18 protein-coding genes are annotated in these 19190 nt (G+C 62.3%); 8 read left to right on the forward strand and 10 right to left on the reverse strand.

Translation table 11 applies throughout. The annotated features are described in order from the left end of the window. Positions 1–81: 81 nt before the first annotated feature. The 6 genes from QRN10_RS06535 (at position 82) to QRN10_RS06560 (ending at position 6307) form a co-directional block, all read left to right on the forward strand. Positions 82–600: an RNA polymerase sigma factor gene (locus QRN10_RS06535; protein ID WP_266247136.1), complete on the forward strand. Its 519-nt coding sequence runs from the start codon at positions 82–84 to the stop codon at positions 598–600. Further along, positions 597–1565 (forward strand): FecR domain-containing protein, encoded by a 969-nt coding sequence (locus tag QRN10_RS06540; RefSeq protein WP_266247138.1) that lies wholly within the window; start codon positions 597–599, stop codon positions 1563–1565. Before QRN10_RS06535 ends, QRN10_RS06540 begins: the two co-directional genes overlap by 4 nt. Before the next feature lie 218 nt (positions 1566–1783). Next, positions 1784–4213 carry a TonB-dependent siderophore receptor gene (locus QRN10_RS06545; protein WP_285428042.1) on the forward strand — a complete coding sequence of 810 codons (2430 nt, stop codon included), beginning with the start codon at positions 1784–1786 and terminating at the stop codon, positions 4211–4213. A 26-nt stretch (positions 4214–4239) separates the two neighbouring features. Continuing rightward, entirely contained in the window at positions 4240–5343 is a 1104-nt protein-coding gene (locus tag QRN10_RS06550; protein ID WP_285428043.1) for a PepSY-associated TM helix domain-containing protein, read from the forward strand. Then, positions 5340–5522 (forward strand): hypothetical protein, encoded by a 183-nt coding sequence (locus QRN10_RS06555; protein WP_181080189.1) that lies wholly within the window; start codon positions 5340–5342, stop codon positions 5520–5522. The genes QRN10_RS06550 and QRN10_RS06555 overlap by 4 nt, the downstream gene beginning before the upstream one ends. A 155-nt stretch (positions 5523–5677) precedes the next feature. Continuing rightward, a complete protein-coding gene (locus QRN10_RS06560) occupies positions 5678–6307 on the forward strand; it encodes a glutathione S-transferase (RefSeq protein ID WP_253509639.1) in 630 nt (209 codons plus the stop codon). Between the two features lie 186 nt (positions 6308–6493). Here QRN10_RS06560 and creD read toward each other — a convergent pair whose 3' ends face one another. From creD to rloA2, 4 genes are read right to left on the reverse strand one after another with little or no spacing between them, the layout of a single operon-like run. Then, positions 6494–7867: a cell envelope integrity protein CreD gene (gene creD / locus QRN10_RS06565; protein WP_253509640.1), complete on the reverse strand. Its 1374-nt coding sequence runs from the start codon at positions 7865–7867 to the stop codon at positions 6494–6496. A 51-nt stretch (positions 7868–7918) separates the two neighbouring features. Continuing rightward, positions 7919–9358: a two-component system sensor histidine kinase CreC gene (gene creC, locus QRN10_RS06570; protein WP_285428044.1), complete on the reverse strand. Its 1440-nt coding sequence runs from the start codon at positions 9356–9358 to the stop codon at positions 7919–7921. Further along, complete coding sequence (gene creB, locus QRN10_RS06575) at positions 9358–10026, reverse strand: two-component system response regulator CreB (protein WP_181080185.1); 669 nt, start codon at positions 10024–10026, stop codon at positions 9358–9360. Before creB ends, creC begins: the two co-directional genes overlap by 1 nt. Positions 10027–10035: 9 nt before the next feature. Further along, a complete protein-coding gene (gene rloA2, locus QRN10_RS06580) occupies positions 10036–10536 on the reverse strand; it encodes a retropepsin-like aspartic peptidase RloA2 (RefSeq protein WP_181080184.1) in 501 nt (166 codons plus the stop codon). Positions 10537–10676: 140 nt separating this feature from the next. Between rloA2 and yihG the strand changes: the two genes are divergently transcribed. Further along, a complete protein-coding gene (gene yihG / locus QRN10_RS06585) occupies positions 10677–11561 on the forward strand; it encodes a 1-acylglycerol-3-phosphate O-acyltransferase, YihG family (RefSeq protein WP_253509642.1) in 885 nt (294 codons plus the stop codon). Here the strand turns inward: yihG and QRN10_RS06590 are convergent, their stop codons facing one another. Next, positions 11562–12134, reverse strand: a complete 573-nt coding sequence (locus tag QRN10_RS06590) for a DUF2780 domain-containing protein (RefSeq protein ID WP_181080182.1) — start codon at positions 12132–12134, stop codon at positions 11562–11564. 136 nt (positions 12135–12270) lie between these two features. On the opposite strand from QRN10_RS06590, the gene QRN10_RS06595 reads away from it, so the two are divergent. Then, positions 12271–12729, forward strand: coding sequence for an anti-sigma factor domain-containing protein (locus QRN10_RS06595; protein WP_181080181.1), 459 nt, complete (start codon positions 12271–12273; stop codon positions 12727–12729). A gap of 73 nt (positions 12730–12802) precedes the next feature. Here QRN10_RS06595 and fdhA read toward each other — a convergent pair whose 3' ends face one another. The 5 genes from fdhA to QRN10_RS06620 form a co-directional block, all read right to left on the reverse strand. Continuing rightward, the gene (fdhA, locus tag QRN10_RS06600; protein ID WP_005792122.1) at positions 12803–14002 is read right to left on the reverse strand and encodes a formaldehyde dehydrogenase, glutathione-independent; all 1200 of its coding nucleotides are present in this window, start codon (positions 14000–14002) and stop codon (positions 12803–12805) included. Positions 14003–14123: 121 nt separating this feature from the next. Continuing rightward, positions 14124–14981, reverse strand: a complete 858-nt coding sequence (purU, locus tag QRN10_RS06605) for a formyltetrahydrofolate deformylase (protein ID WP_253509643.1) — start codon at positions 14979–14981, stop codon at positions 14124–14126. Between the two features lie 122 nt (positions 14982–15103). Beyond that, positions 15104–15736, reverse strand: coding sequence for a sarcosine oxidase subunit gamma (locus tag QRN10_RS06610; protein ID WP_285428045.1), 633 nt, complete (start codon positions 15734–15736; stop codon positions 15104–15106). Between the two features lie 133 nt (positions 15737–15869). Next, positions 15870–18887 (reverse strand): sarcosine oxidase subunit alpha, encoded by a 3018-nt coding sequence (locus tag QRN10_RS06615; RefSeq protein WP_285428047.1) that lies wholly within the window; start codon positions 18885–18887, stop codon positions 15870–15872. After that, positions 18884–19186, reverse strand: coding sequence for a sarcosine oxidase subunit delta (locus QRN10_RS06620; protein ID WP_065885450.1), 303 nt, complete (start codon positions 19184–19186; stop codon positions 18884–18886). Before QRN10_RS06620 ends, QRN10_RS06615 begins: the two co-directional genes overlap by 4 nt. Positions 19187–19190: the final 4 nt, after the last annotated feature.

Below are 19190 nucleotides of genomic sequence, written 5' to 3' on the forward strand. Positions count from 1 at the left end.
CCAATTGCGCCCACCCACCGCCTCTGACACAATCGCGAATAATTCTCGTTAGTTTAAACCTCTTGTTTATTCGGTGATGCCTTGTCGTCGATCCAGACCCCACACAGTGAGCGGGTTGGTGCGTTGTATCGCGACCATCGCGGCTGGCTGCTGGCCTGGTTGCGGCGCAACGTGGCCTGCCCGAGCCGCGCCGAAGACCTGAGCCAGGACACGTTCATGCGCCTGCTGGGTCGCGACACGTTGCCGGAACCGCGCGAGCCAAGGGCATTTCTGGTGGCCATCGCCAAGGGCCTGCTGTTCGACTATTTCCGGCGCACGGCGCTGGAGCAGGCTTACCTGGCCGAGTTGATGCTGATCCCGGAAAGCGAACACCCCTCACCCGAAGCCCAGCACCTGATCCTCGAAGACCTCAAGGCCATCGACCGTCTGCTTGGCACACTGTCGAGCAAGGCTCGCGCGGCGTTTCTCTACAGCCGCCTCGACGGTCTCGGCCATGCGCAGATCGCCCAGCGCCTCGGCGTGTCGGTGCCGCGCGTGCGCCAGTACCTGGCCCAGGGCATTCGCCAGTGCTACGTCGCGCTGTATGGCGAGCCGACATGAGTGCGATCGGCACCCGACCGGTCTCGGCCCGCGTGCTCGATGCCGCCATTGCCTGGCAGTTGTCCCTGGATTCGGGCGATGGCAGTGCCCTGGAACGGGAAGAGTTCAGCAAATGGCTGGCCAGCGATGAAGAACACGCCCGCGCCTGGCGGCAGCTGGGCATGCTCGACCAACGTTTCAGCGTCGCCTCGGGCCCGGCGCGGGCGGCGCTGTTGCAGTCGCGCCAGGCCATTCGCCAACGGGTGCGCAAGCTCGGCAGCGGCCTGGCGAGCATCGCGCTCATCTGCGGCCTGGCTTTGTTTGCGGGCGAGCGCTATGTGCCGATCCACTACTGGCTGGCCGATCAACGCACCGCCACCGGCGAGCAGCGCACCCTGAAACTGTCGGACGGCACGCAGATCAACCTCAACACGCACAGCGCCATCGACGTGCGCTTCGATGAAAAGCGCCGATTGATCGTGTTGCAGGACGGTGAAATCCTCGTCGAAACCGGCCACAACGACGCTCGCCCGTTCTACGTGCAAACCCGCGACGGCCGCCTGCGGGCGCTGGGCACGCGGTTTATCGTCAAGCGCGAAGACGACGCCACGCGCCTGAGCGTGCTGCAGTCAGCCGTGGCGGCGCAGCCGCAGGCACTGCATCAGGAACAGATCTTCAAAGAAGGCCAGCAGGTGCTGATGCGCAGCGACGGCCTCGGCCCACTGCTGGCGGTGAGCCCTGCCACCGATGCGTGGACACGCGGCATGCTGGTGGTGGACAACGCGCGCCTGGGCGACGTGATCGAGGAATTGAGCCGCTACCGGCCCGGTTACCTGGGTGTGGATAAAACCGTGGCCGACCTGCGCATCACCGGCAGCTTCCCGCTGCACGACACCACACTGGCGCTCAATGCGCTGTTGCCGACATTACCGGTGCAGATCAGGCAGCGCACGCCGTGGTGGGTGACGGTGGGTGCCAGGCCTTAGGCATCAGTAATGCCTGGGCTGAGGCTATCGGGGGCAAGCCCCTCCCACATTTACCTGAACAAAACCCGATTAACTGTGGGAGGGGGCTTGCCCCCGATAGGCCTTCAAACACACCGAGAAATCCCCGGCAAAAAAATATTTTCATCTCGCCCTATCACTTTTCCAATCTCGCTCGGCACATAGGCAATTGCGAATTACTTCCATTCAGGAGCCGCCTCATGTCCCGCACGCTAGATACCCTGCTGCGCCCCAGTCTGTTGGCCGTGGCCATTGCCCTCAGCACACCGCTGATTACGCCTCAGCTGTTGGCCGCCGAACAGACCTCCAGCGTGCGAGCCTACAACCTGCCGGCGGCGCCTTTGGCCAGCACGCTCAACCAGATCGCCAGCCAGGCCGGCCTGGCGTTGACCCTCGACCCGGCCCTGGCCGCCGGTAAAACCTCCGCCCCCGTAAACGGCCAGTTCGATGCCCAGAGCGCACTGCGCCAGGCCCTGCACGGCACGGGATTGCAGTTGGAACAGAGCAGCGCCGGGACGTTTACCCTGGTGGCGATTCCGGACGGCGTGGTGGCATTGCCGGAAACCAACATCACCGGGCAAGGCAGCTATGAAAGTGCCTGGGGCCCGGCCCAAGGCTACCTGGCGACACGCACCGCCGCCGGCACCAAGACCGACACCGCCCTGGTGGAAGCGCCACGCTCGATCTCCGTCGCCACCCGCCAGCAAATGCAGGACCGCAGCGTTCACACCCTCGATGATGCGGTCAAATACATGCCCGGCATCGTGTCCGCCAGCTACGGCAGCGACACTCGCTACGACTGGATGCGGGTACGCGGCTTCGAACCCACCCAATTCCTCGACGGCCTGCCCCTGCCACGCGGCGTGTATGCCAACCCAAAAGCCGAGACCTGGAACCTCGACCGCCTGGCCCTGCTGCGCGGGCCGGCCTCGTCGGTGTACGGCCAGACCCCGCCGGGTGGCCTGCTGGACATGGTCAGCAGCCGTCCCAGCGAGCAGACCAGCCATGCGGTGCAAGTGCAGTACGGCAGCGACAACCACCGCCAGATCAACTTCTCCAGCACCGGCAAGATCGACGACGATGGCCAGTTTCTCTACGGCCTGAGCGGCGTGGTGCGCGACTCCGGCACCCAGGTCGATCACATCGACAACAAGCGCTACAACATCGCACCCAGCCTGACCTGGAACATCGACCCCGACACCCGGCTGACCTTGCTGTCGCAGTTCACCCGCGACGATACCGGCGCCACCAGCCAGTTCCTGCCGATCCAGGGCACCAAGATCAAATCGCCGCTGGGGGAGGTGTCGCACCACAAGAACCTCGGCGATCCGGACTATGAGTTCTACGACCGCACCTATTACGCGCTGGGCTATGCCTTCGAGCATCGCTTTAACGATACGTGGCAGTTCAAGCAGAACCTGCGCTATACCAAATCCGAGTTGTCGTTCCAGACGCTGACCGTAGGTGCCTATCCGTTCACGCAGGTAGAGGCCAATGGCGACGTGGGCCGCACCTCGACCAATGTGGATGAAAATATCGGCCAATTGGCCCTCGACAATAACTTTCAGGCCGACTTCAGCACTGGCGACCTCACTCATACCCTTCTGCTGGGCCTGGATCACCAACGCACCGACACCTCCTACCTGTCGATTTACGGCGACGGGCTGAAGACTAACGTCAACAATCCAATATACGGCCAGCCTATCGTGCGCCCCGCACGTTCGGGTGCGTATTACGACTACAACCAGAAAACCGTGCAGACGGGTCTCTATATCCAGGATCAATTGGCACTGGATAAATGGCGCCTGACCGTGGGCGGCCGTGAAGACTGGGTGCATCAAGGCACCACATATTTCAACCAGAACGACGCGACCAATACCGACCGCATTAAGCATTTCAGTGGCAATGCGGCACTCAGCTATGTGTTTGACTCCGGCTTTGTACCCTACATCTCCTACGCCGAGTCCTTTCAGCCTGCGAGTAATGCCAGCGTCTCCGCCACTGAGTCGTATAAACCCACCGAAGGCAAACAATGGGAACTGGGTATCAAATACCAGCCTGCGGGTTCGAACACGCTGCTGACTGCCGCCATTTACGACCTGACCCAGAAAAATGTGCTGGTGACCACAACCACGGCAGGCAGTATCCCCGTCACTAACCAGTCCGGTGAAGTGAAAGTAAAAGGCCTGGAATTGGAGGCAGTGTCAGATGTGACTGAAAACCTCAAAGTCATCGCCTCCTACACCCTGGCAAAATCCGAAGTGCAAAAAGGTGACTACAAAGGCAATCGTCTGCAACTGATGCCAAACCAGCAAGCCTCCCTATGGACGGACTACACCTGGCATACCGGTGTACTCGACGGTTTCGGCGTTGGCTTTGGTGCGCGCTACACCGGCAACACTTACGGTGACCAAGGCAATACCTGGCTTGGCAAGGCCGACGCCTACACGGTGTTCGATGCCGCAGTGCATTACGACCTGGGTCGCCTGGATAACAGCCTCAAAGGCGCATCGGTAAAATTGAACGCCACCAACCTGTTCGACAAAGACTACATTTCGACCTGCGATGGCTTTTACTGCTACTTCGGCGACCAGCGCAGCGTCGTCGCCAGCGCCACGTACCAATGGTGATCGGCGCACAGGCAGCAGGCTGAAGCATGAAAAGCACAACCATCCGTCGCTGGTCCTTCGTCCACACCTGGACCAGCCTGATCTGTACGGCGTTCCTGCTGCTGCTCGCCCTGACCGGCCTGCCGCTGGTGTTTCACCATGAGATCGACCATCTGCTGGGCAACGAACCCCAGCTCCAGCAGATGCCGGCCGATACGCCGCGATTGAACCTGGAACAACTGGCGAACAAGGCCCTGGCCCATCGCCCCGCAGAGGCCCTGCAATACCTGGCCTGGGATGAAGACGACCCGAACGGTGTGATCGCGATTATGGCCGCCACCGCCGGCACGGAGCCGAACGCGTCCCACACCTTCATGCTCGATGCACGCACCGGCGAAGCGCTGGAGATGCCCTCGGCCAATGGCGGTTTCACCTTGTTTTTGCTGCGCCTGCATGTGGATATGTTCGCCGGTCTGCCGGGCAAGCTGCTGCTGGCGTTCATGGGCGTGCTGTTTGTGCTGGCGATCATTTCCGGCACGGTGCTGTACCTGCCGTTCATGCGCCGTCTGAAATTCGCCAGCGTGCGCCGGGACAAAACCACTCGCCTGCGCTGGCTCGACCTGCATAACCTGATCGGCGTGGTCACGTTGACCTGGGCGCTGGTGGTGGGCGTGACCGGCGTGATCAGCGCCTGCGCCGACCTGATCATCGCCGCCTGGCGCCAGGACAGCCTTACGGCCCTGATCGAACCGTACAAGGACGCGCCGCCGCTGACCTCACGCGCCCCGGCCAGCGAGTTGCTGAGCATCGCCGCACGCGCCGCACCCGGCATGCAGCCGGACTTTATCGCCTTCCCCGGTACGCGCTTTTCCAGCGAGCATCACTACGCGGTGTTCATGAAAGGCAGCACCCACCTGACCTCGCACCTGCTCACCCCGGTGCTGATCGACGCCAGCACCCTGCAGGTCACGGCCATCGCCGAGCGGCCCTGGTACATGGACGCCATGGGCCTGTCCCAGCCGCTGCACTTTGGCGACTATGGCGGCATGCCGATGAAAGTCCTGTGGGCGCTGTTGGACGGGCTGACCATCGTCGTGCTGATCAGCGGGATCTACTTGTGGATCGCCAAGCGCAGGGCGGGCAAGGCATGAGGCCACGCCAGTCGAGTTTCTGGAAGGTATTTGGCATTCCGCTGGGGATTGGCGTGCTCAGCGCCGCGGGGTTGTTTGCGGCGTTGCTGGGGGATGGGCTATGGGATTCGTTGAGCTGGGTGGGGTTGGGCATACCGGCGGCCATTGGTAGTTGGGGGTTGTTCAAGCGTCGTGGCTGAGGGCCTCATCGGGGGCAAGCCCCCTCCCACATTTTTGATTTGTGAACACATTCAAAGTGTGGGAGGGGGCTTGCCCCCGATGAGCCCTCAACCTGCCCCTCGCCAGCCACCGCGCGACCCTCTAGGCTAGCCACAGTCAATCCAGAGGAATGCCCATGTCCACGCCCAACATGACCTTGTTCCACAACCCTGCATCGCCGTTCGTACGCAAAGTCCGCGTGCTGCTGCTCGAAACCGGCCAGCAGGACCGCGTGGCCCTGCACGCCTGCATGCCGACGCCGGTCAACCCCGATGCGCAGTTGGTCGACGGCAATCCCGTGGGCAAGATCCCGGCCCTGCGCCTGGCCGATGGCAGCGTGCTGCACGACAGCCGGGTGATCCTCGATTACTTCGACCACCAGCACGTCGGCAACTCGCTGATCCCCCGCGACGGCTCGGCGCGCTGGCGTCGCCTGACCCTGGCCTCGATGGCCGACGGCATCCTGGATGCCGCCGTGCTGGTGCGCTATGAAACCGCCCTGCGCCCGGTGGAGAAACACTGGGATCAGTGGCTCGACGAACAGCGCAACAAAATCCGCCGCACCCTCGCCGAGCTGGAACAGAATGCCATCGCCGAACTGGCCAGCCATTTCGACGTCGCCGCGATCAGCGTGGCCTGTGCCTTGGGCTATCTGGATTTTCGCCATCCGGATATGCAATGGCGCGTGGACAACCCGCAGCTTGCCGCCTGGTACGCCGACGTCAGCCAGCGGCCTTCGATGCAGCAGACCCAACCACCGGCCTGACCTGCACACCGACCCAATGTGGGAGCGGGCTTGCCCGCGACTGCGGTATGTCATTCAGTACATCTGTTTGTGAACCACCGCTATCGCGGGCAAGCCCACCCCCACCTTGGACGGTGGTGACAGCAAGGAATGTGGCGATCCTTGTGGCTAACTGCGCCCCTACTTGTCGATCCTCGCGCAAGCCGATCATTGCACCGCCTCCAGATCAAACTGCAGCGGCTCGGTCGCCTTGCGCTTGCCCACGCCGTACCAGTCCAGGTTGCGCGTCAGCACCATCACCGTCCCGAGCAGGCCGAACAGCAGCAGCGAGCCCATCAGCAGTGCGTAATCCTCCGCACTCAGCAGCCCATACAACAAGCCATACAACGCCGCGAGCCCCGCTGAGAACCCCAGGCCATGGGCGACACTGCGCAGCACATGGCACACATAGAAACCGATCAACATCACGCATGCGCTTGCGGAAATCAGGTACGCCAGGGCAAACCCCAGGTGCTCGGACAGCGACAACAGCAGCAGATAAAAGAACGCCAGCGCCACGCCCACCAAGGCATATTGAATCGGGTGCACCGCCAGGCTCTTGAGCACTTCGAACAGGAAGAAGCCGGCAAAGGTCAGGGCGATGAACAGCAGCGCATATTTGATCGCACGGTCGCTCTTGAGGTACTGGTCCACCGGATCGATGAAGTTCACGCCGAAGCTGCGGTTGTTGAAGTCCTCACAGCCCTGGCGATCCAGGCAGGCTTGCAGGGCCTGTTCGAGGTTGGTGGAGAAGAACGAGGTTTGCCAGCTGGCGGTGAAGCCTTTGTCGGTGATGTCACGCTGGGTCGGCAGGAAGTTGCCGATAAAGCTGGGGTGCGGCCAGTTGGACGCGAGGGAAACCTGACTGGTCTTGCCCACCGGCACCACTTGCAGTTGTTCGGTGCCTTGCAGGCGCAGGTCGAAGGCGAAGTCCACCATCGCCGGCTTTTTGCTGTCCTGTTCCGGTAGCGCCACATGCACGCCCTCCCCCAGCCAGTCCACTTGTGAGCCTGGTTCGAATTCCAGGCGCTGGCTGCCCAGCTCCAGCTTCAGCGCATTTTCGATGCCGCGAATATCGCTGATACCCACCGCCAGAAAAGCCGGCTCAAAACGGTAATCCTCAAAGTGTTCGGTGATGCCCAACTGCGCAGGCAGCTCAAAACGCCCGCTGATACGGGTGTCGGCATGGAACAGCCGCGCCTGGTAAATACCCCGCGCGCGCAACTCGGTCTGCACCTTGCCATCGAGTTCAAAACGGTCCGGCAGGAAATACAAGCGGCCACGCTCTTCACGGGTTTCCTCGTAGCGCTTGTTGAGCTTCTCGTTGAGCTTCCACTCACGCACGGTCTTGCGATACGGCACCACCATCACCGGCCCGGTCAGGCGCTGGGCGTAGCTGGAGCTGCGGGCGATGTCCATCACGACACCGTCGCGCAGTTGCTGGCGGTCACTGATGATGCCGTTGATCATCAACAACGGAATCAGCAACAGCAGGATCAGTAGCGCAATGGCGCCAAGTTTGAAAAGCAGGCTGCGGTTCATGGGGCTCTCCCTGTTTTGATGGGCAGAGCGTGAGCCGCGTGCGTGGGTGTTTTATGTGGGCATTGTGGAGACTGTGTGGAGATGCAGCACCACCTGCACGCCGCCCGACGTGTTGCCGATCTGCAGGGCGCCACCGTGCAGCTTCATCACCTCCTCGACGAAGTTCAAACCCAGGCCCGTGCTCTTGCGCCCACTGACCGGACGCGGCAATGAATAGAACCGCTCACTCAAGCGGGGCAAGGCATAGTCGGGAATCGGCGCGGCCTGGTTGAACAGGCTCACCTGCACATCGTTGTGCCGGCTGCTCGCACTGAAGCGCAACGTGCCACCCGACGGGGTGAAATCCAGGGCGTTGTCCAGCAGATTGCCCAACGCCTGACGCAACAGGAAGGGTTCGCCAAACACTTTCACATCCGCCGCAATCGCTTGTTCGACGTGTAACCCGGCGCCTTCGATGCGCGCACATTGGGCATTGAGCACATCGTCTACCAGGGCCGCCAGCGGGATACTCACTTGTTCTTCCAATCCCTGGCGCTGCTCCACCTGCGCCAGGTTGAGCAGGCGTTCGATCAACTGTTGCAAGCGCGCGCTTTCGCTGTCGATATTGCCGACAAAGCGCTGCTGCTGCTCACGGCTCATATCGCCCTGCAACAGCTCCGCCGCGCCGCGAATGGCCGCCAGCGGGCTTTTCAGCTCGTGGGTCAGGGTGTGCACATAATGTTCGACGTAGGCCTTGCCCTCCAACTGCGTGCGCATGTGCTCCACCGCGGTGGATAACTGCTTCAACTCGCCGCCGCGGTAATGCGGCAACTCGGCCCGCCGGCCCTCGCTGACCGCTTCGGCATAGGCGGTCAGTCGTCTTAACGCAACGCTTAACCACCACGACAACAAGGCGCCCAACAGCAAACCAAGGGTCACCAGGCCGGCGCCGTACCACAGCAGGCGCCGCTCGGTGCGGTCGACGTAAGGCTGCAACGAGCTGTTCGGCTTGGCCACGGTGACCACGCCGATGATCTGGCCGTTATCGCGGATCGGCGCGCCCACGTGCATCACCGACGAGGTGGCGTCCTCCGGGTTGCTGCGGGTGGAGCGCGCGCCGTATTCGCCACGCAGGGTCAGGTAAACGTCGTTCCATTTCGAATAGTCCTGGCCCACCGCCACGCCGCTGGAATCGAGCAGCACGGTGCCGTTGGCGTCGGTCACGTAGATACGGTGGTTGACCTGGTTTTTCGGCAACCCCCAAATGGTCGCGCCCGGCTGGCGGTTGCCGTAGGCCTTGAGCAATTCGGGCCAGTGGCTTTGGCCGAGGGTGCCATTTTTCACATCATCGCGCAGGATCTCGGCCAACAGGTTGGCAGTGTCCACCAGGGTTTCTTCGGTGGACTGGCGCACGCCGGGGCGGATTTCCTTCATTACGGTGCTGAGCACGAAATAGCCGGTCAGGCCGATAAACAGCGCGTACACCAGGAAAATCCGCAGCCCCAGGCGCATCAGCCGTGGCTCGGACTGTAGCTGTAGCCGAGGCCGCGATGGGTCTGGATCGGTTCGGCTTCGGCGGCAACGCCGCGCAGTTTGCTGCGCAGGCTTTTGATATGGCTGTCGATGTTGCGCTCGTAGCCGGCATCGGCGGGCACGCCCACGGCGTCCAGCAGCTGTTCGCGGCTGAACACCCGCTCAGGTTGTTCCAGCAGGCTCTGCAGCAGACGAAATTCATGGCGCGTCAGGCTCAAGGGCTGACCGCGATAGGCGATCTGCATGCGCTCCAGGTCCACCTGGAACAACGCCGGCGCCACGCCGGGGCCGACGCGCTTGAGGATCGCCTTGACCCGCGCCGCCACTTCCCTTGGGCTGAACGGCTTGACCACGTAATCGTCGGCGCCGATCTCCAGCCCCACCACCCGGTCGATCTCGCCGTCGCGGGCACTGAGGAACATGACAGGCACTTCGCTGAAACGGCGCAACTGCTTGCAGGTCTCAAAGCCACTGATATCCGGCAGACCGATGTCGAGAATGATCAGGTCGGCCGGCGTCTTGCGTTGATGCTCCAGCGCCGCCTGGCCCAGGCTCAGCCAAGTAGTGCCGAAGCCCTCGCCTTGCAGGGCGAATATCAACGTGTCGGCAATCGCGGCTTCGTCTTCGACAATCAGGATGTGGGGCATGGCAGTCCGTCAGCAGTCCGGTTTGTCAGCAGTGTACCGACGGGCCGGATTTACCGCAGCGCCGAACTCACGCAGGGCCTTGGCACCGATCAGCAGCGGGTAATTGAAACTGCTGCGGTCGGTGAGGTTGACCTCGACGGTGCGCTTGACGTTGCCCAGGCACATTTCCAGGTCGATGACCGGGCGTTTGGCCACGGTGGCTTCGTCCTTGTCGTCATCTTCGTCGGCACGGCTCTTGATCTTGCTGATGCGCGAGACTTTGTGTTCGTAGACCTTGTCGGATGCGCCCGTGCCGCCGAGGCGGAAGCGCACCCAGTCGTCGCCATCGCGGGTAAAGGTCTGGATGTCACGGGCCGACAGCGAGGCGGTCAGCGCGCCGGTGTCCATCTTGGCCTTGAAGGTTTCGCCGATCTCCGGCAACTGGATGTATTCGTAGCGACCGTAAAGGGTCGGTTCGGCGGCCATGACCGGCAGGGCAACCAGGGCGAGGGAGGCAAGGAGCAGTTTCACGAAGTGATTCCTTGGAAAAGAAGTAGGCGGATTCTAGACCGCATAAGCGCTACTTAGTTAGATCCCCCGGCGTTTTGTGATTTGGCCTCTAGACTCAAGCTGCTTATCATGGCCCGCCCACACCCTGCCAAGAGTTGCTTATGCGCCGCCTGCTCATCGGCTGTCTGGTTACATTGCTGCTGTTACTCAATACGCTGGTCCTGATCGGGCCGCTGATGGTGTTTGCCCTGCTCAAGCTGGTGGCGCCCGGTCGTTATCGGGACTACATGTCCTGGGCGGTGATGTGGATCGCCGAGACCTGGGCCGAGATCGACAAGCTGATCTTCGCCCTGTGCATTCCAACGCAGTGGGACATTCGTGGCGGGGAGGATTTGCGCAGCGACACGTCGTACCTGGTCATCGGCAACCACCAGTCCTGGGTGGACATCCCGGCGCTGGTCCAGGCCCTCAACCGGCGTACGCCGTTCTTCAAGTTCTTCCTGAAAAAAGAGCTGATCTGGGTGCCCTTCCTGGGGCTGGCCTGGTGGGCGCTGGATTACCCGTTCATGAAGCGCTACACCAAGGCGTTCCTGGCCAGGCACCCGGAGCTGGCGGGCCAGGACTTGAAGATCACCAAACAGGCCTGTGAGCTGTTCAAGCGCCAGCCGGTAACGGTGGTCAATTACCTGGAAGGCACGCGCTTCAGCCAGGCCAAACACGCGCAGCAGGCGTCACCGTTCAAGCGGTTGCTCAAGCCCAAGGCGGGCGGTGTGGCGTTTGTGCTGGCGGCGATGGGTGAACAGCTGGATGCGGTTCTCGACGTCACCGTGGTCTACCCGTCGCAGCACACTCCGGGGTTCTGGGACTTGATCAGCGGCGCGGTGCCGAAGGTGATCATCGATATCCAGACCCGCGAGCTGGACCCGGCGTTGTGGCAGGGAGATTACGAGAACGATCCGGTGTTTCGCCAGACCGTACAGAGCTGGGTCAACCAGCTCTGGGAAGAGAAAGACGCGCGCATCGAACACCTGCGCGCGCAGGGGTAATCAGCTGCCGGTACCCCAGGCCTGAGCCAGTTTGCCCAGCACCGAGCTGTTGGCGCCCTGGCTGCCCAGGAACTGCAGGATCACCGGGGCAAACTGGCCGACCATGCCGCTGTCCATGCCCAGGGCGCTGAACGCGGTGTTGAGGTCGTTGGTGTTCTTCACGTTACCCAGCAGGCCGTCGAGGCCGCTGGTCTTGCTGCCGCCGGTCTGGCCAAGCATCCCGCTCAAGGCTCCGAGGCTGCCCAGAGCATTGTTGCCCGACAACTGGTCAAGCCCGGGCACGCTCTGGCCCAACTGTGAGTAGTCTTTGCCGCTCAACTGGTTGCGCGCCAGGCCAAGCATGGCGCCGGTGCCGCCGATGGCTTGCTCCGGCGTGACGTTCAGTTGCGAGGTCAACGCGCTCAGCAGGTCGGCCGTCTCGGACGACGGTGCGGCAGCGGCGGCTTTGTTGTTGCCACCCTGCATACCGGAAATCGCATTGGCCGCGTCGCCCAGGCTGAAGCCCGCAGCGAATGCGGGCCCGGCAGCCAGCGTCATCAGGCAGGAAAGGGCGAAACCGCGTGAAATCTTCATTGGACCAACCTCGGGATATAAGGGCAAAAGCAGGCGTTGGACTGGGTAACCGGTCGGTTGTTCCAAGCCCTGGGAGGAACCGATCCAGCCAAAGCGGGTCCATGAACTGACTACAAAATTTGTCAGGAAGAGACTTATGACTGCGATCCAACCCCCAGTGATTGAGCACAAGCCTGCATTCTGGAGCCGCCCTCGCCTGTTCGTCGGCGCCTGTGTCGTGGTGGTTGCCGGCATCGGCGGCGCGATCTACACCCACGACAGCGTCAAATCCGCCGCCACCCTGGTGACCACCACCCAGCAGCCGGCCGCGCAGATCATGGCGCACAAGGATTACCTCGAAGTGCAACCCATCGCCGCCGCCGCGGCGGAGCCGGATAAGAGCCTGGAACTGTGGGCGATCCCCAAAGACGGCACCCCGATCTCCCTGGGCCTGTTGCCGGAGGACGGCAAAGGCATCATTGGCCTGAACCCACGTCAGCAAGCGTCCATCAGCAAACCGGTGGAGTTGATGGTGAGTTCGGAGACCAAAGGCGGTTCGGTGAGCAAGCAACCCACCGGCCCCACCGTCTATCAGGGCGCCCTGGCCAACCGCTGATATCCCAAATACCACAACCCGATGTGGGAGAGGCTTGCCCCCTCCCACATTCGGGTCTTCGTGTGATTGGGCCTTACGCCGCGCTGAACAACTTGTGCGGATCAATCACAAACTTCTTCGGCACGCCCGCATCGAACTCGCCGTACCCACGTGGCGCGTCGTCCAGGCTGATCACCTGCACGCCGACGATTTCGGCGATGTTGATGCGGTCCCACATGATCGCCTGCATCAGTTGGCGGTTGTACTTCATCACCGGGGTCTGGCCGGTGTGGAAGCTGTGAGACTTGGCCCAGCCCAGGCCGAAACGAATGCTCAGGCTGCCCATTTTCGCGGCGGCATCCACGGCACCTGGATCTTCGGTGACGTACAGGCCAGGGATACCGATTTTGCCGGCCACGCGCACCACGCCCATTAGTGAGTTGAGCACCGTGGCCGGGGCTTCGGCCTTGACGCCGTCATGGCCGTGGCCGCGTGCTTCAAAACCCACGCAGTCGACGGCGCAGTCCACTTCCGGCTCGCCGAGCAGCGCGGCGATCTGTTCATGCAACGGCGTATCGGTGGACAGGTCGACGATTTCAAAACCCTGGGCCTTGGCGTGGGCCAGGCGGATGGAGTTCACATCGCCGATGATCACCACCGCCGCGCCCAACAGCCGCGCAGAGGCAGCAGCGGCCAGGCCGACCGGGCCGGCACCGGCGATATAGACGGTGCTGCCAGGGCCAACACCAGCCGTGACGGCGCCGTGGTAGCCCGTCGGCAGAATGTCGGAAAGGCAGGTCAGGTCACGGATTTTCTCCATGGCCTTGTCGCGATCCGGCAGTTTGAGCAGGTTGAAGTCGGCATACGGCACCAGCACGTATTCGGCCTGGCCGCCGGTCCAGTCGCCCATGTCGACATAGCCGTAGGCGCCACCGGCACGGGCCGGGTTAACGGTGAGGCACACCCCGGTGTGTTGCTCTTTGCACGAACGGCAGCGGCCGCAGGCGACGTTAAAGGGGACGGAAACCAGGTCGCCGATCTTCAGGTTTTCGACGTCGCTGCCCTTCTCGATCACTTCACCGGTGATCTCGTGACCGAGCACCAGGCCGGTCTGGGCAGTGGTGCGGCCGCGCACCATGTGTTGGTCGGAGCCGCAGATGTTGGTGGAGACCACGCGCAGGATGACGCCGTGCTCAATCTTCCTGCCACGGGGGTCCTGCATTTTGGGATAGTCGATTTTCTGTACTTCGACCTTGCCGTTGCCGAGATACACGACACCACGATTACCAGACATGTCAGTCACCTCTATATTTATCGTTGTTGAGAGAGTGGAGCGAGCTTCAAGCGGCAAGCTACCCGCCGCAAGAAGTGTGCAGTGCCGCTTTTTCCTGCGGCTTGAAGCTTGCAACTTGCCACTAAAGAACGACCGTCCTGTTAGCGTTCAAGAACACACGTTTTTCGATGTGATACCCAACGGCCCGGGCCAGTGTCAGCCCTTCAATATCGCGCCCCTTGGCAATCAAGTCCTCGGGATAGTGGCTGTGATCCACCACCTCCACGCCCTGGGCGATGATCGGGCCTTCGTCCAGGTCGTTGTTGATGTAATGCGCCGTGGCGCCCACCAGTTTGACGCCCTTGTTGTACGCCTGGTGATACGGCTTGGCACCCTTGAACCCCGGCAACAACGAGTGGTGAATGTTGATGGCCTTGCCATCGAGCTTGCGGCACAGCTCCGGCGACAGCACTTGCATATAACGCGCAAGAATCACCAGTTCAGCGCCGGTGTCTTCCACCACTTGCCACACCTGACGCTCCTGGGACGGTTTGTCGTTGGGGTCGAGGGGGAAATGGTAGTAGGGAATCTGATGCCAGTCGGCCAACGGCTTGAGATCGGGGTGGTTGGACACCACCGCCACCACGTCCATCGACAGTTGGCCGATGCGCTGGCGGTACAGCAGGTCGTTGAGGCAGTGATCGGCCTTGGAGACCATGATCACCACTTTTGGCCGGTAGTTCGGTGCCGTCAGCTCGAAGATCATGCCAAAGGCTTTACCGCGCGTGGCCAGGCCATCGCGGAAAGCCTGCTCGTCGAAATCGCCGGGCTGACGGAATTCAACGCGAATGAAAAACCGGCCCGAGAGGCGGTCATCGAACGAATGGTGCTCGGTGACGTAGCAGCCCTGCTCGAACAGGTAGCGGGTGACCGCGTCCACCGTGCCGAGCACGCTGGGGCAGTCGGCGGTCAAAATCCATGTATCGGGTGCGCGGCTCATGAGTCACTCCTCAGGCTGATCGTTCCCACGCTCTGCGTGGGAATGCATACCGGGACGTTCCACGTCCCAAAAGCGGACGCAGAGCGTCCATGGCGGCATTCCCACGCGGAGCGTGGGAACGATCATGCGACGACGCTCAGACCGAACTCGGCCGAGGCATCCTGCAACCACAACCACCAGTAATCCGAAAAACTGCGACGAATCACCAGTTCCCAGGTGTCTTCAGCGGTATGGCGGATCACCAGTTGGGACTTGGCGAACACCGTGCCCACCGCCTTGCCCACCGGGAAGTTGTTGGGGTGGACGTCGTAGCTGGTGGACTTCATCAGCACGTCGCGTACGTTCGGGCCGCTCAGTTCAAGGATCTGCTGGCCGCCGCTGACATTGACGATCTGGATATGCAAATCAGCCAGAGCGGCACGCAGGTTCTGCTCGGCGGCGAACTCTTCACCGCTCGGCACGATCAGCAACCATTCATCCGGGCCGAGCCATTGCAGGCTGGTTTCGCCTTTGACGATCACCTGCAGGGCGCCCGGCAATTCGATGCCCAGAGCCTTGTGCACGCCGGCGGCAAAGGCCGCGTCATGGCCGTCACCACGGATCGTGAGATGGCCGAGCAGTTTCTTTTCACGCACGGTCACGCCGGCGTTCTTGCGACCCTTGCCGACCAGGCTGGCGAGGTCGGCATGGTGCAGCGACGACTCGGCCTTGGCGCCGGAGGTGGGGCGTTGTTGGTAAACATTGGCTGCTGTCATAAAGCACCTGTGTCTTAAATTGATCGTTCCCAGGCTCTGCGTGGGAATGCCGCTTTGGACGCTCTGCGTCCGCTCTTGGGACGCAGAGCGTCCCGGGATGCATTCCCACGCGGAGCGTGGGAACGATCAGGTGTCAAATGTTCTGGCGATCGCCTTTCGGGTCAAAGAACACCGAAGACACAATCTCCGCTTCGATCACGCTGCCATCGGCCTGAGGCGAGAACACCCGTTCGCCGATGCGCTTCAAGCCGCCTTTCACCACGCCCATGGCAAACGAATAACCCAGGGAGTTGTGCGCATAACTTGAGGTGACGTGACCGACCATCTTCATCGGGATCGTCTGCTTCGGATCGAGCACCAGTTGCGCGCCTTCCGGCAGCCACACATTCGGGTCGATCGGCTTGAGGCCCACCAGTTGCTTGCGCTCTTCACGCACGCAGTCTTCACGGTTCATGCCGCGCCAGCCGATCCACGAGAACGGCTTGGTACGGCCTACGCACCAGCCCATGTTCAGGTCGTCCGGGGTCATCGAGCCGTCGGTGTCCTGGCCGACGATGATGAAGCCCTTCTCGGCCCGCAGTACGTGCATGGTCTCGGTGCCGTAAGGGGTCAGGTTGTACTTCTTGCCAGCGGCGACGATCTGTTCCAGTACGCCCATGGCGTAGTCGGCCTGCACGTTGACCTCATACGACAACTCACCGGTAAACGAGATACGGAACACCCGCGCCGGTACACCGCCCACCAACCCTTCTTTCCAGGTCATGAACGGGAAGCCGTCCTTGTCCAGGTCGATGTCGGTGACTTCCGCCAGCAGCTTGCGGCTGTTGGGGCCGGACAGGGTCATGGTTGCCCAATGGTCAGTGACCGAGGTGAAGTACACCTTGAGGTCCGGCCATTCGGTCTGTTGGTAGATTTCCAGCCACTGCAGTACGCGGGCAGCGCCGCCGGTGGTGGTGGTCATCAGGAAGTGGTTGTCAGCCAGGCACGCGGTCACACCGTCGTCGAAGACCATGCCGTCTTCCTTGCACATCAGGCCGTAGCGCGCCTTGCCCACGTCAAGCTTGGTCCAGGCGTTGGTGTAGATGCGGTTGAGGAACTCACGGGCATCCGGGCCTTGAATGTCGATCTTGCCGAGGGTGGACGCATCCAGCAGGCCGACGCTGTCGCGCACGGCCAGGCATTCGCGTTTCACCGCAGCGTGCAGGCCTTCACCGTTGCGTGGGAAGTACCACGGGCGTTTCCACTGGCCGACGTCTTCAAACTCGGCGCCGTTCTTCACGTGCCAGGCGTGCAGCGCGGTGTAGCGCACCGGTTCGAAGATATGCCCACAGTGCCGGCCCGCTACGGCGCCGAAGGTGACCGGCGTGTAGTTGGGACGGAACATGGTGGTGCCCATCTGCGGGATGGTCACATTCAGCGAGCGCGCGGCAATCGCCAGGCCGTTGACGTTACCCAGCTTGCCCTGGTCGGTGCCGAAGCCCAGCGCGGTGTAGCGCTTGACGTGCTCGACCGACTCGAAGCCTTCGCGGGTGGCCAGTTCGATGGCGGCAGCGGTGACGTCGTTCTGCAGGTCGACGAATTGCTTCGGCGCCCGTGCGGTCGGCTTGTCGTGCGGCACTTGGTAAACGGCCAGTGTTGGCTCTTCCAGACGGCTCAAGGCCTTTGGCAGGGTGCCTTCCACCGGGGCAAAACCGGCTTCGCTGGCGGCGCGCACGCCGCCTTCAAAACCATCGGCCAGGGAATCGCCGAGGCCGTAGACGCCGTTGATACCACCGACGCACACGCGTTTTTGCGGCGCTTCGCCCGGTACAAAACCGAGAATGTCTTCACGCCAGGTCGGCTTGCCGCCCAGGTGCGAGGCCAGGTGAACCACCGGGCTGTAGCCGCCGGAGCTGGCCACCAGGTCGCAGTCCAGCCACTCGCCGGGGCTGGTGACTTTATGCGCCTTGACGTCAATCGCGGCGACACGCGCAGCGGTCACGCGCTTGGTGCCACGGGCTTCGACCACAGCGCTGCCGGTGAGGATGCGAATACCTTTGGCGCGGGCTTCCTCCACCAGCGCGCCGCGTGGGTTGTGGCGCACATCAGCGACCGCCACCACTTGCAGGCCCGCATCCAGCCAGTCCAATGCAACGCGGTAGGCGTGGTCGTTGTTGGTCGACAGCACCAGTTTTTTACCTGGCGCCACACCGTAGCGGCGCACGTAGGTGGAAACCGCACCAGCGAGCATGTTGCCCGGCACGTCGTTGTTGCCGTACACCAGCGGACGCTCGCACGCACCGGTGGCCAGCACCACGCGCTTGGCACGTACACGGTGGATACGCTGACGCACCACGCCGATGGGCGCGCGGTCACCGAGATGGTCGGTCAGGCGCTCGTGAATGGTCAGGAAGTTATGGTCGTGGTAGCCGTTGACGGTGGCGCGGGGCAGCAGCACCACGTCCGGCAGGGCTTTCAATTCGGCGATAACGCTGGCCACCCATTCAGTGGCCGGTTTGCCGTCCAGGCTTTCGCGCGAATCGAGCAGCGAACCACCGAACTCTTCCTGCTCATCGGCCAGGATCACGCGGGCACCGCTGCGCGCGGCGGCCAGTGCGGCGGCGAGACCCGCAGGGCCGGCGCCGACCACCAGCACGTCGCAGTGTCGGTTGAAGTTGTCGTAGGTGTCCGGATCGTTCTCGGTCGGCGAGCGACCAAGGCCGGCAGCCTTGCGGATGTACTTCTCGTAGGTCATCCAGAACGATTGCGGGTACATGAAGGTTTTGTAGTAGAAGCCCGGTGGCATCAGCTTGCCGCCGACCTTGCCGAGGATGCCCATCATGTCGTTGTTGACGCTCGGCCAGCCGTTGGTGCTGGTGGCAACCAACCCTTGGTACAGCGCCTGTTGCGTAGCGCGCACGTTAGGGATTTGCGTGGCCTCGGTAGCGCCGATCTGCAGCACGGCGTTCGGCTCTTCGGCGCCGGCGGCGTAGATGCCCCGCGGGCGCGAATATTTGAAGCTGCGGCCGATGATATCGACGCCGTTGGCCAGTAAAGCAGCGGCCAGGGTGTCGCCCTCGAAGCCTTTGTAGCTCTGGCCGTTGAAGCTGAAGGTCAGGACTTTATTACGGTCGATCCGGCCACCGTTGGACAGGCGATTGATCTGGCTCATACCTTCTCTCCAGAGGCCTTGGCGGTGAACTGAGGCTTCTCACCGATCTTGTAGGTTTCAAGAATTTCGTAGGTCACGGTGTCGCGGGTCGCGTTGAAGTACTGGCGGCAACCGGCGGCGTGAATCCACAGTTCGTGGTGCAGGCCACGGGGGTTGTCGCGGAAGAACATGTAGTCGCCCCACTCTGCGTCGGTGCAGGCATTCGGGTCCAGCGGGCGCGGGATGTGCGCTTGGCCGGATGCATGGAATTCCTCTTCGGAGCGCAGTTCGCCACAGTGAGGACAGAAGATATGCAACATAGGG

Origin of the sequence: Pseudomonas sp. lyk4-R2A-8 (assembly GCF_030209095.1) — a bacterium.
GTDB classification, from domain to species: domain Bacteria; phylum Pseudomonadota; class Gammaproteobacteria; order Pseudomonadales; family Pseudomonadaceae; genus Aquipseudomonas; species Aquipseudomonas quebecensis.